Below are 13,212 nucleotides of genomic sequence, written 5' to 3' on the forward strand. Positions count from 1 at the left end.
GAGATGGATGCCGTGACCAACACACCGGTACGGGTCCCGAAGATGGCCGAGCTGGTGGCGGCACAACTGCGCCGCAAGATCGTGCGCGGCGAACTGGCCGAGGGCGAGGCGCTGCCCGCCGAGACGGCCCTGATGGCGGAGTTCGCCGTCTCCCGGCCGACGCTGCGCGAGGCGTTCCGGGTACTGGAGTCGGAGTCCCTGATCAGCGTGCGCCGGGGTGCCCGGGGCGGGGCGCGGGTGCAGATCCCGGAGGGCACGGTCGCCGCGCGGTACGCGGGGGTGGTCCTCGAATACCGCGGTACGACCCTCAAGGACGTCTACGACGCCCGTACGGTCATCGAGGCGCCCTGCGCCCGCCTGCTAGCCCAGCGGCGCACCGACCGGGACCTGGAGCGGCTGCGGGCCTCCGTCGCCGAGGCCGAGGGACTCATGGACGACCCCTCGGCCTTCATCCGCGCCCACATGGAGTTCCACGCCCTCGTCGTCGAACTCGCCGGCAACGAGACACTGAGCGTCCTCAACGGCATGGTCAGGAACATCATCGACCAGGCGAACTGGTCACACGTCGACCTCGACGCCGGCAGCCCCGAGAACATCCGGGCCAACCGCCGGGGCTTCCGCGCCCACGGCGCGCTCGTCGAACTGGTCGCCGGTCGCCGGGCCGAGGCCGCCGAGGAGCTGTGGCACCTGCATCTCCAGGAGGCCGAGGACTACCTGCTGCGGAGCAGGTCCATGACGACGGTCCTGGACCTGCTCGGCTGACGGTTCGTCAACTCCCGCGCAGTTCCTGCACGATCGGCTCCCACACCTCGGCGTCGATGTCGTAGGCCGTGTAGAAGGACACCCGGTCCACCAGGGCCCCGTACCGGCGCCTGATCTCGTCCGCCACCCGCTCCGGCTCCGCGACGACCGCGAAGGTGTGCAGGACCTCGTCGTCGACCAGGCCGCCCATCGCCTCCCACTTGTCCTCGCGGGACGACTTCGACAATGCGTTCAGCTCGTCGCCGAGTTCACCCCAGCCGTGCAGTTCCAGGACCCCGCGATACGCGGGTGTGCTGCCGTAGAACGCGATCTGGCGGCGGGTGCCGTCGATCGCGCGGGCCAGTTCCTCCTCGGTGCGGCCGGTCGCGGTGAGGAGAAGATGGGAGACGGAGAAGTCGCTCCGGGTGCGGCCGGAGCTTTCGAGGCCCAACTCGACGGTCGGGAGGGTCACTTCCCGCAGATAGCGCTCGGTGGTGAAGCCGTGTGCGAGGAGCCCGTCGGCGACCTCGCCCGCGACCCGGGTCATCGCCTCGCCGACGGCGGCCACGAAGACCTTCGGGGCGCCGCCGGGAGCGGGCGGGGGCGAGAAGAACGGGGACATGAGCGTGTGCGTGTAGAAGTCGCCGCGGAAGTCGAGCTTCTCGCCGTCGTTCCAGGCGGCCCAGATGGCGCGCAACGCGCTCACGTACTCCCGCATACGGGCGGCCGGACGGCTCCACGGCATGGCGAAGCGCCGCTCGATGTGGGGTTTGATCTGGCTGCCGAGACCGAGCGAGAAACGGCCCCCCGAGTAGGCCTGCAAGTCGTGCGCGGTGTACGCGAGTTGCATCGGCGAGCGAGCGAACGCCACCGCGATCGCCGTGCCGACCTCAAGCCGTTCGGTGTGCTCGGCCGCGAGCAACAGCGGTAGGAACGGGTCGTGTTGGGACTCCGAGGCCCACAGGCCGTCGTAGCCGGCCTTCTCATGGTGCCGCGCCTCCGCCACGACCTCCGTGGTGCCCCACACACTCAGCTTGCCGTCGACCTTCATGCCGCTCCCTCTGCTGTGACCGCGTCCAGCCCGATGCGCCCAGCGAGCAGTTCGCGGTGGAACGCCGGGTCGCCGAACAGGAGTTGTGACGTCTTGGCCCGCTTCAGATAGAGGTGGGCCGGGTGTTCCCAGGTGAAGCCGATGCCGCCGTGGACCTGGATGTTCTGCTCCGACGCGCTCAGGCACGCGTCGGAGCAGAACGCCTTGGCCAGACTCGCCACGGCGGGCAGGTCCGGGTCCTCGTCCGCCGCGGCGAGCAGCGCGTAGTGCGCGGCGGCACGCGCCGACTCCACGTCGAGCAGGACGTCGGCGAGCAGGTGTTTGACGGCCTGGAAGGAACCGATGGGCCGCCCGAACTGGTGCCGTACCTTGGCGTACTCCACCGCCATGTCCAGCGCGCGCGAGGCCACCCCGACCTGCTCGGCGGCGAGTGCCACCGCGGCCCGGTCCAGCACCTGCGAGACGAGGTCCCAGCCGTCTCCGTGCGTGCGCAACCGGGTCGCCGGTACGTCGTCGTAGTCGAGGCGGGCCTGTCGGCGGGTGGGGTCCATCGTGGGCAGCGGAGTGCGGGTCAGTCCCGGCGCGTCGCCGTCCACGCAGAAGACACCGATGCCGTCGTCGGCGCGGGCGACGGTCAGGACGACATCGGCGGCGGCGCCGTCCAGGACGAACATCTTGTGTCCCGTCAGCAGCCAACACCCGTCCGATGCCCGGGCGTTGAGCCGGACGCCGGTCGCGTCCCAACGGGCGGAGTCCTCGGTCAGGGCCAGCGCTCCGACCAACTCGCCCGAGGCCAGCCCCGGTAGCAGGCGTTTGCGGGCGTCCTCGTCGTCGCAGCGCAACAGGGCGGTCGTCACCAGCACGGCCGAGGAGAGGAAGGGCGCGCACAGCAGCGCGCGGCCCAACTCCTCCATGACCACGCCCACTTCGACCGGCCCGCACCCGGCACCGCCGTACTCCTCGGGAACGGCCAGCCCCTGAAGGCCGAGTTCCGTGCCCATCCGGCGCCACAGCGCCCGGTCGAAGCCCTCCGGCGTCTCCATCAGCCGTCGTGTCTCGGTCTCGGGGGAGGTGTCCGCGAGGAACGCCCGTACGGTGCGGCGCAGTTGCTCCTGCTCGTCACTGAACGCGAAGTCCATGCCGCTCAGCCCTCCGCACCGGTTCGGCGACGCGCGCGAGAGGCGATGATCTTCTCCACCGCGGCGATGTGGTCCGGGTCGTGCATGCTGTCCCGCTCGGCGAGCAACGCGGGCTCCAGTACGGCGGCGATGGCCTGCTCCAGATGCAGGTTCACCACCCGCTTGGTGCCGCGCAGCGCCTGCGCGGGCAGTGCGGCCAGCCGTCCGGCCAGGTCCATGGCCTCGTCCATGAGCTTGTCCTTCGGTACGACACGGTTGGCGAGGCCGAGCCGGACCGCCTCCTCGGCGCTCACCCGCTCGCCCAGGAACAGGAGTTCCTTCGCCCGTGGCAGGCCGACGAGCAGCGGCAGGACGAGGGCGCCGCCGTCCCCGGCGACGAGACCGACCTGGACGTGCGGGTCGGCCACATAGGCGTCGTCCGCGATCAGCACCAGGTCGCTCAGCAGGGCCAGGCTGCAACCCAGGCCCACGGCGGGCCCGTTGACCGCCGCGATCACCGGCAGCGGGCAGCGGACCAGGCCGGTGATGATCCGCCGGGCCTCGTCCACGTTCTGCTGCCGGAAGGCGGGGTCTCGCTGGACCCGCGTCATGATGTCGAAGTTGCCGCCCGCGCTGAACGCCCTTCCCCGGCCGGTGAGGACGACCACCCGCGCCTCGGGGTCGTCGGCGACCGTGTCCCAGACCGACGCGAGGCCGGAGTGCAGTTCCTCGCTCATCGCGTTGAGCTGGTCAGGCCGGTTCAGCTCGATCAGCCGGACCGGCCCGAGGGCCGTCACCACCAGATCCGTCATCTTCACCGCCACCGTTCAGGAACAGGTCAGTAGAGTTGAATGCTATAACTAATTGAGCTTTATGAGAACCGGATCGCCGGGTGACGAGGTCGACGGAGGACACGCATGCCGGAGCAGGAGTACGAGACCGTGCGGGCCGAGGTGACGGACCGGATCCTCACCGTCACGCTCAACCGTCCCGAGAAGCTGAACGCCTTCAACCCGCAGATGATGGGCGACCTCCTCGACGTCCTGGACGCGGCCGACGCCGACGACGAGATACGGGTGATCGTGGTGACCGGGGCCGGTCGCGGCTTCTGCGCGGGCGCCGACGTCAGCTCCGGCGGCTCGTCCTTCGACCACCGCAGGGCGGGCGCCTGGCACCGGGACACCGGCGGCCGGGTCGCCCTACGGATCTTCGCCAGCACCAAGCCGGTCATCGCGGCGGTCAACGGTCCGGCGGCGGGTGTGGGGGCGAGCATGACGTTGCCCATGGACATCCGGCTGGTCTCGACCTCGGCGAAGTTCGGGTTCGTCTTCGCGCGCCGAGGCATCGTGCCGGAGTCCGCGGCGAGCTGGTTCCTCCCCCGGGCCGTGGGGATGCAACGGGCTATGGAATGGGTGGCCACCGGCCGCGTCTTCGGCCCCGACGAGGCGCTGTCGGCAGGGCTCGTCCGCTCCGTGCATCCCCCCGAGGAACTGCTCCCGGCGGCGTACGAACTCGCCCGCGAGATCGCCGACAACACCTCGGCGATCTCGGTGGCCCTCTCCCGCCAGATGATGTGGCGGATGCTCGGCGAGCCCCACCCGATGGCCGCACACCGCCTCGACTCACGGATCATGAGCCAGATCGGGGGCGGCCCGGACCCCGTGGAGGGTGTGGAGTCGTTCCTCGCCAAGCGGCCACCCGTGTTCCCCGGCCGGGTCAGCAAGGACCTGCCGGCCGTCTATCCGTGGTGGCAGGAGGAGGAGTTCCGGCCCTTGGGGGAGTGAGACCAGATCATGGCCGAAACCGGCTGGCCACGACCCCAGGCAACCCCAACCGTTCGATCATGACCGCGGCCCGGCAGGCGGCCGACCTCGCCCTGGACATGAACCGACCCCGGCGCGACACTTTGACGGACGGATGAGACCTGTCCGAAACATTGTCGTCGTTTCCGTGAAGTGTTAGCGTCCGGATGGCGGGCATTCAGTTGAATGCGTTAGCTATTCCGCTCCAGGACGGTGACCATGAGCGATGGTTTCCTGCATGAGTCCTTCCACGGTGTCGACTGGGGAGTCGCCACCGCGGACGCCATCGCGGCCCCGCCGCCGCCACTCGCGGAGCGCGGGGGCCACTTCCGGCAGTGGACCGACGACATCCGGCACCTGGTCGGCGTCACACCCGACACGCACCGGATGGTCGCCGGCTGGCCGCTCCTCCAACCCGACGGCCCCGACAGCTGGGACCGCGCGGCCCTGGACCGCTGCGACCGCGAGCTCGACTCCCTGCTCGCACTCGGCCTGCGCCCGTGTCTGACCCTGTTCGACCGGTCGCTGCCATCCTGGCTGGAGGACGCCGGAGGCTGGTTGGAGCGTGACACCGCCGAGCACTTCGCGGCCTTCGCCGCCGAACTGGGCCGCCGCTACGGCGACCGCGTGACCCGCTGGATCACCTCCACCGACCTGGCCGGACCCACTCTCGCCGACCATGTGGCCGGGATGTACACACCGGGCCGGGGTATCGGCCGCGCGGGCCTGCCCGCCGTCCACCACATCCTGCTCGCCAACGGACTCGCGACCCGTGCCCTGCGAGCCGCCGGCGCCGGCGGCCGGATCGGGACCACGGTCACCCTCGTCGGCGGCTACCCGGCCACCGAGGACCCCTTCGACCGGCTCGCCCTGGACCGCCTGCTGAGCTGGACCAACCGCCTCTTCCTCGACCCCCTGCTGCTCGCCGAGCACATGGTCACCGAGGACGACGTCTCACCGATCGAGGACACCGGCTGTGTGCGCCCGGGGGACCTGGACGTCATCGCCACCCCGCAGGACCTCCTCGGCCTGTCCTGGCACACCCCGTTCCGCGTCACCGCACCGGAGAACCTCGCCCGCGCACTGCCGGCCGACAAATGCCAGAGCAGGCTCAACGAGGTCAACCGTCTCCTCGTAGGCCTGGGCTTCGCCATCGTCCCCTTCGACGACGTGGAGACGACGGCGTACGGCTGGCCCATCCTCCCCGAGGGCCTGGCCGACGCCGTCGCGGACCTCCACGACCTCTACGGCGACCTGCTGCCGCCGCTGTCCGTCGTCGACAACGGCATGGGCGATCTGGACCTCGTCGACGAGGCCGGTTACAGCGACGACGCACGGCGCCGGTCCCTGCTGCGCGCCAGGCTGTCCTGGCTGGGCCGGGTGATACAGCGCGGCGTGGACGTCTGCGGCTACGAGTACTGGTCGGTGCTCGACAACCTGGAGGCGAAGTTCCGCTACACCCGCCTCTACGCGATGGCGGTCCCCGACCACGAGCCGCCGCCGCGCCCGCCGATGCCCTCCGACTGGCTGCGGGCCGGAGCCTTCGCGGGCCCCGAGGCACCGGGCGCGGGGCCCGGGCTCACCCTGGTCCCGCCCGGCCCCGGGGATCAGCGGGTCGGAGCCTCGTAGTCCCGGCCCCGGATCAGCCGCACCGGCGTGTAGACGAGCACGTCCTCGTCCCGCTGGTTGCGTACGGTGATCCGGCTGGTGACGACACCCCGGCCGGGTTTGCCGGATGGCCGGGACGCCGTGGTCTCCACGACGGCGTACAGCGTGTCGCCGACGTACACCGGGCCGCGCACGGTCATTTCCATGTGCAGGAACGCCAGGCCCGTGCCATGCAACACGTTGGTCTGGAGTACGAGCCCTTCCGCGATGCAGTACGTCAGCGCGCCCGGGACCAGCCGCCCCGTGTAGCCGCCGTCGGCCGCGTGCGAGGCGTCCCAGAAGAGCGGTTCGTTGAAGCCGCCCCAGGTGACGAAGTTGACCAGGTCGGTCTCGGTGATGGTACGGCGGGCGGTACGGAAGACCTGCCCGACCGGCATCTCCTCGTAGGTCAACCCCCGTACCAGCGGCGGGATTTCGGTGCGGGTCTGCTCTGCCGTCATCGGGTGCTCCTCATGCGTACGTGGGTCGGTCACAGGTCGATCGGGTGCTTGCCGGCCACGCCCTCGAAGTCCGGTGCGCGCTTCTCGCGGTGCGCGGCGAGTCCCTCGACGACCTCGTGCCCCCCGAACCCGAAGAACTCCAGCCCCAGTGACGCCTCGAAGAGCGGCTGGGCCGTGCGGTACCAGTGGTTGAGGGACCGCTTGGTCCAGCTGAGGGCGCTGGCCGGACCAGCGGCCAGCAGGGTCGCCACCCGCAGCCCCTCGGCGTGCACGTCCGCGTCGTCGACGCACTTCGACACCAGGCCGATCCGCTCGGCCTCCTCGCCGGTGAGCGCCTCGCAGGTCAGCAGGTAGTACTTGGCCTTGGCCATGCCGCACAGCAGCGGCCAGCAGATGGCCGCGTGGTCGCCGGCCGCCACCCCGAGCCGGGTGTGCCCGTCGACGATCTTCGCCTTCCGCCCGGCGATCGAGATGTCCGCCAGCATCCCGATGACCAGCCCCGCGCCGACCGCCGGTCCGTGGATCGCGGAGACCACGGGCTTCGAGCAGTTGATCACCCCGTAGACCATGTCCCGCGCCTCCCGCATCACCCGGGCGCGCACGGCGTAGTCCTCGGTCATGGCCTCGATGGAGTCGAAGGTCCCGCCGGCCGAGAACGCCTTGCCCGCTCCCTGGACCAGTACCGCGCGGGTCTCCTCGTCCCGGTCGACGACCGGCCAGACATCCGCCAGCTCACCGTGCATCCGTGGATCCACGGCGTTGAGGTTCGGCGCGTCCAGCACGATGCGGAGCACGCCGGGCGCGGGCCGCTCGAAGGTCAGACTCGTGAACGGGGCGTAGGAATCGGTCACGTCGCACTCCTGGTGTATTCAGTGCGGATACTATAATTATCTAACTGTATCGAGGGGCGGGCGGCAAGCGGCCGGTACCCGTGCCGTACCGAGGACGGGAAGCTCGGCATGGATCTCACCTTCAGCGAGGAGCAGGACGAACTGCGCAAGGTCGTACGGTCGTTCCTCTCCCGGCACTCCACCGAGGCGGACGTCCGCCGCCTGGCCGCCGATCCGCGCGGCTACGACGCGGTCGTATGGCGTCGCCTCGCCACGGAGATCGGGTTGCAGGGACTCGCCGTACCCGAGGAGTACGGCGGCTCGGGCTTCGGCTATGTCGACCTCGGCGTCGTCTTCGAGGAAGCGGGCCGCGCCCTGCTGTGCGCCCCGTACTTCGCCACCGTCGCCCTGGCCGCCGAGGCGCTGCTGCGCTGCGACGACGAGGCCGCCCGCGCCGAACTGCTGCCCGGTATCGCGACCGGCCGGACGGTGGCCACCCTCGCGCTCACCGAGGAGGACGGCCGCTGGGACGCGTCGGGCATCCGGCTCAACGCCCTTGAGGGACCGGCCGGTTGGCGCCTCACGGGCACCAAGACCTACGTCCCCGACGGACACATCGCCGACCTGATCCTGGTCGCCGCCCGCACCCCCGCTGGCATCAGCCTCTTCGCCGTCGAGGCGGCCGACGCCCCAGGCCTCACCCGCGCGCCCCTCCCCACCCTCGACCAGACCCGCAAACAGGCGCGCATCACCTTCACGGACACCCCCGCCCGCCTGCTCGGCACCGACGGCACGGCCTGGCCGGTCCTCGAACGCACCCTCGCCACAGCCTCCGTCCTCCTGGCCGCCGAACAGGTCGGTGGCGCTGCCGCCGACCTGGACATGGCGGTCGCGTACGCCAGGATCCGCGAGCAGTACGGCCGCCCGATCGGCTCGTTCCAGGGCATCAAGCACAAGTGCGCCGACATGCTCGTCGAGATCGAGTCCGCCCGCTCGGCGGCCTACGCCGGACTGTGGGCCCTGGATGCCGGCGACGCCAAGGAGATCGCCGTGACGGCCGCCGTGGCGCAGGCCTACTGCGCGGAGACGTTCACCAGGGTCGCCGCCGACACCATCCAGGTCCACGGCGGCATCGGCTTCACCTGGGAGCACCCCGCGCACCTCCACCTCAAGCGCGCCAAGAGCTCCGAGGTGCTGCTCGGCACCCCCGCGTACCACCGGGAGCTGCTCGCGGCCCGGCTCGGCATCTGACACCCAGGAGAAGCAGACATGGAAGTGGACTTCGGGCCCGCCGTACGCGATTTCCGCGACGAACTGCGGGACTGGTTCGCGGACCACCTCGTGGGGGAGTTCGCCGCGCACCGGGGCGTGGGCGGCCCCACCGACGGCGCCGCCTGGGACGTTCGCCTCGCCTGGGACCGCGAGCTGTCGGCCGGGAACTGGCTGGGTGTGGGCTGGCCGAAGGAGTACGGCGGACGCGGCCTCGGACTGATCGAGGAGATCGTCTTCGAGTATGAGTACGCCCGCGCCAATGCCCCCTACCGCGCCACCGTCAACGCCCTCGACCTACTCGGCCCGATGCTCCTCGCGATGGGCGACGAGGCCCAGAAGAAGCGCTTCCTGCCGCCGATCCTCGCCGTCGAGGAACTGTGGGGACAGGGCTTCAGCGAACCCGGCGCGGGCTCCGACCTGGCGTCCGTCCGCACCCGAGCCGAGCGCGACGGCGACCAGTGGGTGGTCAACGGGCAGAAGGTGTGGACCTCGTTCGGCATCCACGCCGACTGGCTCTACGTCCTCACCCGCACCGACCCCGACTCCCGCCGCCACAAAGGCCTGACCCTGCTCCTCCTCCCGACCGACCAACCCGGCGTGGAGATCCGCCCCATCCGCAACCTCGCGGGCCAGGACGAGTTCGCCGAGGTCTTCCTCTCCGACGCGCGCACCGGGGCGGACATGGCCGTGGGCGAGGTCGGCCAGGGGTGGCGCACCGCGATGGCCACCCTCGGCATCGAACGCGGCACGACCCTGCTGCCCCAGCAGCTCGGCTTCGAGCGCGAGGCCGAGGCGCTGATCGAACTGGCCCGTGCGCGGGGCGCGTTGGACGACCCCATGCTGCGCCGCCGGATCCTGGACGCCTGGATCTCCGTACGCATCATGCGCACCACCAATCTGCGCACCCTCGCCGAACTGACCGCGGGCCGCACACCCGGCGCGCAGGCCACCACGGCGAAGCTGTACGCCTCGACACGGCACCAGCAACTCGGCCACCTGGCAATGGAGTTGGCCGGACCCGCCGGACAGATCGTCGGCGAGGACTACGAACTCGACACCCGGCAGCGCTCGTTCCTGCTCTCCCTCGCGGAGACGATCTACGGCGGTTCGAGCGAGATCCAGCGCAACATCATCGGCGAACAGCTCCTCGGTCTGCCCAAGGAGCCACGCCCATGACCTCGATCGAGGACCGCCTCGACCGCGTCGAGTCGCACCAGGCCATCCAGCAACTGCCCATCCGCTACGCCCTGGCCGTCGACTCCCGTGACCTCGACGCCTGGGTCGGCTGCTTCCGCCCCGACGTGGACATGGGCCGCCATGGGCAGGGGCGAGAGGTGCTGCGGCAGCACATCGAGCCCCTTGTGCGCGGCTTCCACCGCTCGGTGCACCAGATCTGCGGCCACCGCGTCGAGTTCACCGGCCGCGACACCGCGACCGGAGCGGTCTACTGCCGCGCCGAGCACGAGGTGGGCGACCGGTGGATCGTGATGGCGATCTGCTACTTCGACGACTACGCGCGCGTGGACGGCGACTGGTACTTCTCCCGGCGCCGCGAACAGCACTGGTACGCGGCCGACGTGACCGACCGGCCGCAGGCCGTCGGCTTCAACGGGTGGGAGGGCGCGGGAGAACCGGCGCTCCCCGATGCCTTCCCCTCATGGACGGCTTTCTGGAAGGAGACGTGATGGCACGGTTGTCAGGCAGGACGGCGTTGGTCACCGGTGGAGGCCAGGGCGTGGGCCGTGGCATCGCCCTGGCGCTGGCGGCCGAGGGCGCGGCCGTGGTCATCACCGGCCGCACCGAGAGCAAGCTGAAGGACACCGCCGAGGAGATCGTCGAGCGCGGCGGGCGGGCGTACACCGTGGTCGGGGACGTGGGGGAGCGGGACGACGTCGACCGGATGGTGGCCGAGACGGTACGGGAGTTCGGCGGCCTCGACGTGCTCGTCAACAACGCCCAGTCTTCGGTGCAGCGACGGCTGGAGAAGACGTCGTACGACGATGTCGAACTCACCTACCGCAGCGGGCCGTTGGCCGTCTTCCACGCGATGCAGGCCGCTCTGCCTCACCTGAGGGAGAGCCGGGGCAGTGTCGTCAACCTGGGTTCCTCGGCGGCTGTGCAGGGCGAGGCGACCTTCGCTGCGTACGCCATGGCCAAGGAGGCGATCCGCGGGCTGAGCCGGGTCGCCGCGCGGGAGTGGGGGACCTACGGGATCCGGGTGAACGTCGTCTGCCCGGCCGCGCTCAGCCCGGCGGCGGAGGACTATCTCGCCGCGCATCCGCAGAAGGCGGAGGAACTGGCGCGGGAGATCCCGCTCGGCCGACTCGGTGACCCGGAGGTGGACATCGGCCGGGCGGTGGCCGCGCTGGTGAGCGACGACATGGCCTATCTGACGGGCGCGACACTGATGTTGGAGGGCGGCCGCACCCTCATCGGGTGACCTCGCTACACCACACCCCGCGCGCGCAGTCCCGCGAGCTGATTCTCCGTCACTTCCGCCAGCCTGCCCAGGACTTCGGCCGTGTGCTCGCCCAGGGTGGGCGGCGGGGCATAGCCGTCCACCGGGGTCGCCGTGAGGCGTATCGGATTGGCGAGCAGTGGGAGCCGGCCCGACAGCGGGTCCTCGATCTCGACCAGCATCCCCCGGTGTTGGATCTGGGGGTCGGCGAAGACTTCGGGCAACTCGTTGAACGGGCCTGCGGGCACGTCGTGTTGGTCCAGCAGGGTCAGCCACGCGTTCCGGGTGCGGGTGCGCATGATGTCTTCGAGGACCGGCAGGATCTCCTCCCGATGGGTGATCCGGGCGGAGGTCGTGGCGAAGCGCGGGTCCTGGAGGAGGTCGGTGCGGTCGGCCGCCGCGCAGAACGCGGCGAACTGCTTGTCGTTGCCCGCGACCAGAAAGAGCGGCTTGTCCGCGCACTGGAAGGCCTGGGACGGGATTCCGCCGTAGCCGCCGTTGCCGCGCCGGCGCGGAACCTCGCCAGAGACCAGGTAGTTCATCGCGAAGTGCGACAGCGAGGCCAGCCCGCAGTCCAGCAGGGAGAGGTCGACGAACTGGCCCTCGCCGGTGGCGTCCCGGTGCCGTAGCGCCGCCAGGACGGCCGTGGAGGCGTACAGGCCGGTGAGGATGTCGACCATGCTGACCCCGACCTTCATCGGCTCGTCGGGGTGGCCGGAGACGCTCATCATGCCGGACATGGCCTGGAAGATGCCGTCGTAGCCGGGGCGCCCGGCGTACGGGCCGGTCTGGCCGAAGCCGGTGACCGAGAGGTAGACCAGGCGTGGGTTGAGCGCCAGCAGACTCTCGTGGTCGAGGCCATACTTCGCCAGTGTTCCCGCGCGGAAGTTCTCGACCAGGACGTCCGAGCGTGCGGCGAGCGTGCGGATCAGCTCCTGCCCCTCGGCGGTCGCGTGGTTGACGGTCACGGACTGCTTGTTGCGGTTGCAGGAGTGGTAGAAGGCCGCGGCGTCCGTGCCGGGGGCGAAGGGCGGACCGTACGTCCGTGAGTCGTCGCCGGTGCCGGGCCGCTCGACCTTGATGACCTCGGCTCCGAGGTCGGCCAGCATCTGGGTGGCCAGCGGTGCCGCGAGGATGCGGGACAGGTCGAGGACGCGGATCCCGGCCAGGGCGGTCGACGGCATCGAGGTCTCCCTCTGTTCACAGGCATCGAATGAGTTATATAAATAATACATCTGGCGCGCTGGTCGCGTCTCGTGTGATTGCTTCAACTATCCAATTCATGTAACTATATGGATCGGCTGACCGGCCGAGACCGGAGGGCGTGCGGATGACCGTCGCGGCGAGACCCCTCACCGACCAGGAACAGCGCGAACGCCGCGAGTGGTTCCGGGCCCGCTGGGAGCGCGGCGTCGCGTTCAACCGCCTCTGTCGGCTGCGGATGGTCCGCTGGGACCCCGACGGCGTCGAGGTCGTCCTGCCCTACGCCGAGCAACTCACCGCCCACGAAGGCGTGTTCCACGGCGGAGTGCTCTCCGCGCTCATCGACACCGCGGGCGCGGGAGCCGTGATCGCCGGGCACGACTTCCAGAAGGGGAGTCGGCTCAGCACCGTCTCGATGTCGGTGCAGTACCTCGCACCCGCCCGGGGTCCGGAGGCCGTCGCCTACGCGCGCTGCGTCCGCCGGGGCCGCAGGCTGCACTTCGCCGACGTCGACGTGATGACCGACGGGGTCGTCTGCGCCCGGGGGCAGGTCGTGGTGACCATCTCCGGCGAGCGCCCGGGCGTCGGTGAACCCATCGAACCGCTGACAGAGCTGACCGAGGAGTGAC

14 protein-coding genes are annotated in these 13,212 nt (G+C 70.5%); 8 read left to right on the top strand and 6 right to left on the bottom strand.

Annotated elements, in window-relative coordinates:
* Positions 1-3 precede the first annotated feature (3 nt).
* Entirely contained in the window at positions 4-762 is a 759-nt protein-coding gene (locus ACWIHT_RS04700) for a FadR/GntR family transcriptional regulator (RefSeq protein ID WP_456164373.1), read from the top strand.
* A gap of 7 nt (positions 763-769) precedes the next feature.
* On the opposite strand, the gene ACWIHT_RS04705 is transcribed toward ACWIHT_RS04700, so the two are convergent.
* Genes ACWIHT_RS04705 through ACWIHT_RS04715 form a run of 3 tightly spaced genes read right to left on the bottom strand, consistent with a single transcriptional unit; the run spans position 770 to position 3,722 of the window.
* On the bottom strand, positions 770-1,792 hold the full coding sequence (locus ACWIHT_RS04705) for an LLM class F420-dependent oxidoreductase (protein WP_456164375.1): 1,023 nt from the start codon (positions 1,790-1,792) through the stop codon (positions 770-772).
* Positions 1,789-2,931 (bottom strand): acyl-CoA dehydrogenase family protein, encoded by a 1,143-nt coding sequence (locus ACWIHT_RS04710; protein ID WP_456164377.1) that lies wholly within the window; start codon positions 2,929-2,931, stop codon positions 1,789-1,791. Before ACWIHT_RS04710 ends, ACWIHT_RS04705 begins: the two co-directional genes overlap by 4 nt.
* A 5-nt stretch (positions 2,932-2,936) precedes the next feature.
* The gene (locus ACWIHT_RS04715; RefSeq protein ID WP_456164379.1) at positions 2,937-3,722 is read right to left on the bottom strand and encodes an enoyl-CoA hydratase/isomerase family protein; all 786 of its coding nucleotides are present in this window, start codon (positions 3,720-3,722) and stop codon (positions 2,937-2,939) included.
* Between the two features lie 105 nt (positions 3,723-3,827).
* Here ACWIHT_RS04715 and ACWIHT_RS04720 point away from each other — a divergent pair, with 105 nt between their 5' ends.
* Together ACWIHT_RS04720 and ACWIHT_RS04725 are read left to right on the top strand one after the other, a co-directional pair.
* Positions 3,828-4,694, top strand: coding sequence for a crotonase/enoyl-CoA hydratase family protein (locus ACWIHT_RS04720; RefSeq protein ID WP_456164381.1), 867 nt, complete (start codon positions 3,828-3,830; stop codon positions 4,692-4,694).
* 237 nt (positions 4,695-4,931) lie between these two features.
* Positions 4,932-6,341, top strand: a complete 1,410-nt coding sequence (locus ACWIHT_RS04725) for a family 1 glycosylhydrolase (protein ID WP_456164383.1) — start codon at positions 4,932-4,934, stop codon at positions 6,339-6,341.
* Here the strand turns inward: ACWIHT_RS04725 and ACWIHT_RS04730 are convergent.
* Together ACWIHT_RS04730 and ACWIHT_RS04735 are read right to left on the bottom strand one after the other, a co-directional pair.
* The gene (locus ACWIHT_RS04730; RefSeq protein ID WP_456164385.1) at positions 6,320-6,820 is read right to left on the bottom strand and encodes an FAS1-like dehydratase domain-containing protein; all 501 of its coding nucleotides are present in this window, start codon (positions 6,818-6,820) and stop codon (positions 6,320-6,322) included. The genes ACWIHT_RS04725 and ACWIHT_RS04730 overlap by 22 nt on opposite strands.
* A gap of 29 nt (positions 6,821-6,849) precedes the next feature.
* A complete protein-coding gene (locus ACWIHT_RS04735) occupies positions 6,850-7,671 on the bottom strand; it encodes an enoyl-CoA hydratase/isomerase family protein (RefSeq protein WP_456164387.1) in 822 nt (273 codons plus the stop codon).
* Positions 7,672-7,779: 108 nt separating this feature from the next.
* On the opposite strand from ACWIHT_RS04735, the gene ACWIHT_RS04740 reads away from it, so the two are divergent.
* From ACWIHT_RS04740 to ACWIHT_RS04755, 4 genes are read left to right on the top strand one after another with little or no spacing between them, the layout of a single operon-like run.
* A complete protein-coding gene (locus tag ACWIHT_RS04740; RefSeq protein WP_456164389.1) occupies positions 7,780-8,901 on the top strand; it encodes an acyl-CoA dehydrogenase family protein in 1,122 nt (373 codons plus the stop codon).
* Between the two features lie 18 nt (positions 8,902-8,919).
* The gene (locus ACWIHT_RS04745; RefSeq protein ID WP_456164391.1) at positions 8,920-10,098 is read left to right on the top strand and encodes an acyl-CoA dehydrogenase family protein; all 1,179 of its coding nucleotides are present in this window, start codon (positions 8,920-8,922) and stop codon (positions 10,096-10,098) included.
* Positions 10,095-10,607 (top strand): nuclear transport factor 2 family protein, encoded by a 513-nt coding sequence (locus ACWIHT_RS04750; protein ID WP_456164393.1) that lies wholly within the window; start codon positions 10,095-10,097, stop codon positions 10,605-10,607. The genes ACWIHT_RS04745 and ACWIHT_RS04750 overlap by 4 nt, the downstream gene beginning before the upstream one ends.
* Positions 10,607-11,362, top strand: a complete 756-nt coding sequence (locus tag ACWIHT_RS04755; protein WP_456164395.1) for an SDR family NAD(P)-dependent oxidoreductase — start codon at positions 10,607-10,609, stop codon at positions 11,360-11,362. The genes ACWIHT_RS04750 and ACWIHT_RS04755 overlap by 1 nt, the downstream gene beginning before the upstream one ends.
* A gap of 5 nt (positions 11,363-11,367) precedes the next feature.
* On the opposite strand, the gene ACWIHT_RS04760 is transcribed toward ACWIHT_RS04755, so the two are convergent.
* Complete coding sequence (locus ACWIHT_RS04760; protein WP_456164397.1) at positions 11,368-12,564, bottom strand: CaiB/BaiF CoA transferase family protein; 1,197 nt, start codon at positions 12,562-12,564, stop codon at positions 11,368-11,370.
* 146 nt (positions 12,565-12,710) lie between these two features.
* Here ACWIHT_RS04760 and ACWIHT_RS04765 point away from each other — a divergent pair, with 146 nt between their 5' ends.
* Positions 12,711-13,211, top strand: coding sequence for a PaaI family thioesterase (locus ACWIHT_RS04765; RefSeq protein ID WP_456164399.1), 501 nt, complete (start codon positions 12,711-12,713; stop codon positions 13,209-13,211).
* Position 13,212: the final 1 nt, after the last annotated feature.

It is taken from the genome of Streptomyces sp. NPDC002276, assembly GCF_053891435.1.

Bases quoted from the DNA above. Each gene is read 5' to 3' on its own strand.
- ACWIHT_RS04755 (WP_456164395.1), top strand. From the start codon at position 10,607: ATGGCACGGTTGTCAGGCAGGACGGCGTTGGTCACCGGTGGAGGCCAG.
- ACWIHT_RS04715 (WP_456164379.1), bottom strand. From the start codon at position 3,722: ATGACGGATCTGGTGGTGACGGCCCTCGGGCCGGTCCGGCTGATCGAG.
- ACWIHT_RS04705 (WP_456164375.1), bottom strand. From the start codon at position 1,792: ATGAAGGTCGACGGCAAGCTGAGTGTGTGGGGCACCACGGAGGTCGTG.
- ACWIHT_RS04710 (WP_456164377.1), bottom strand. From the start codon at position 2,931: ATGGACTTCGCGTTCAGTGACGAGCAGGAGCAACTGCGCCGCACCGTA.
- ACWIHT_RS04765 (WP_456164399.1), top strand. From the start codon at position 12,711: ATGACCGTCGCGGCGAGACCCCTCACCGACCAGGAACAGCGCGAACGC.
- ACWIHT_RS04760 (WP_456164397.1), bottom strand. From the start codon at position 12,564: ATGCCGTCGACCGCCCTGGCCGGGATCCGCGTCCTCGACCTGTCCCGC.
- ACWIHT_RS04720 (WP_456164381.1), top strand. From the start codon at position 3,828: ATGCCGGAGCAGGAGTACGAGACCGTGCGGGCCGAGGTGACGGACCGG.
- ACWIHT_RS04745 (WP_456164391.1), top strand. From the start codon at position 8,920: ATGGAAGTGGACTTCGGGCCCGCCGTACGCGATTTCCGCGACGAACTG.
- ACWIHT_RS04725 (WP_456164383.1), top strand. From the start codon at position 4,932: ATGAGCGATGGTTTCCTGCATGAGTCCTTCCACGGTGTCGACTGGGGA.
- ACWIHT_RS04740 (WP_456164389.1), top strand. From the start codon at position 7,780: ATGGATCTCACCTTCAGCGAGGAGCAGGACGAACTGCGCAAGGTCGTA.
- ACWIHT_RS04700 (WP_456164373.1), top strand. From the start codon at position 4: ATGGATGCCGTGACCAACACACCGGTACGGGTCCCGAAGATGGCCGAG.
- ACWIHT_RS04750 (WP_456164393.1), top strand. From the start codon at position 10,095: ATGACCTCGATCGAGGACCGCCTCGACCGCGTCGAGTCGCACCAGGCC.
- ACWIHT_RS04730 (WP_456164385.1), bottom strand. From the start codon at position 6,820: ATGACGGCAGAGCAGACCCGCACCGAAATCCCGCCGCTGGTACGGGGG.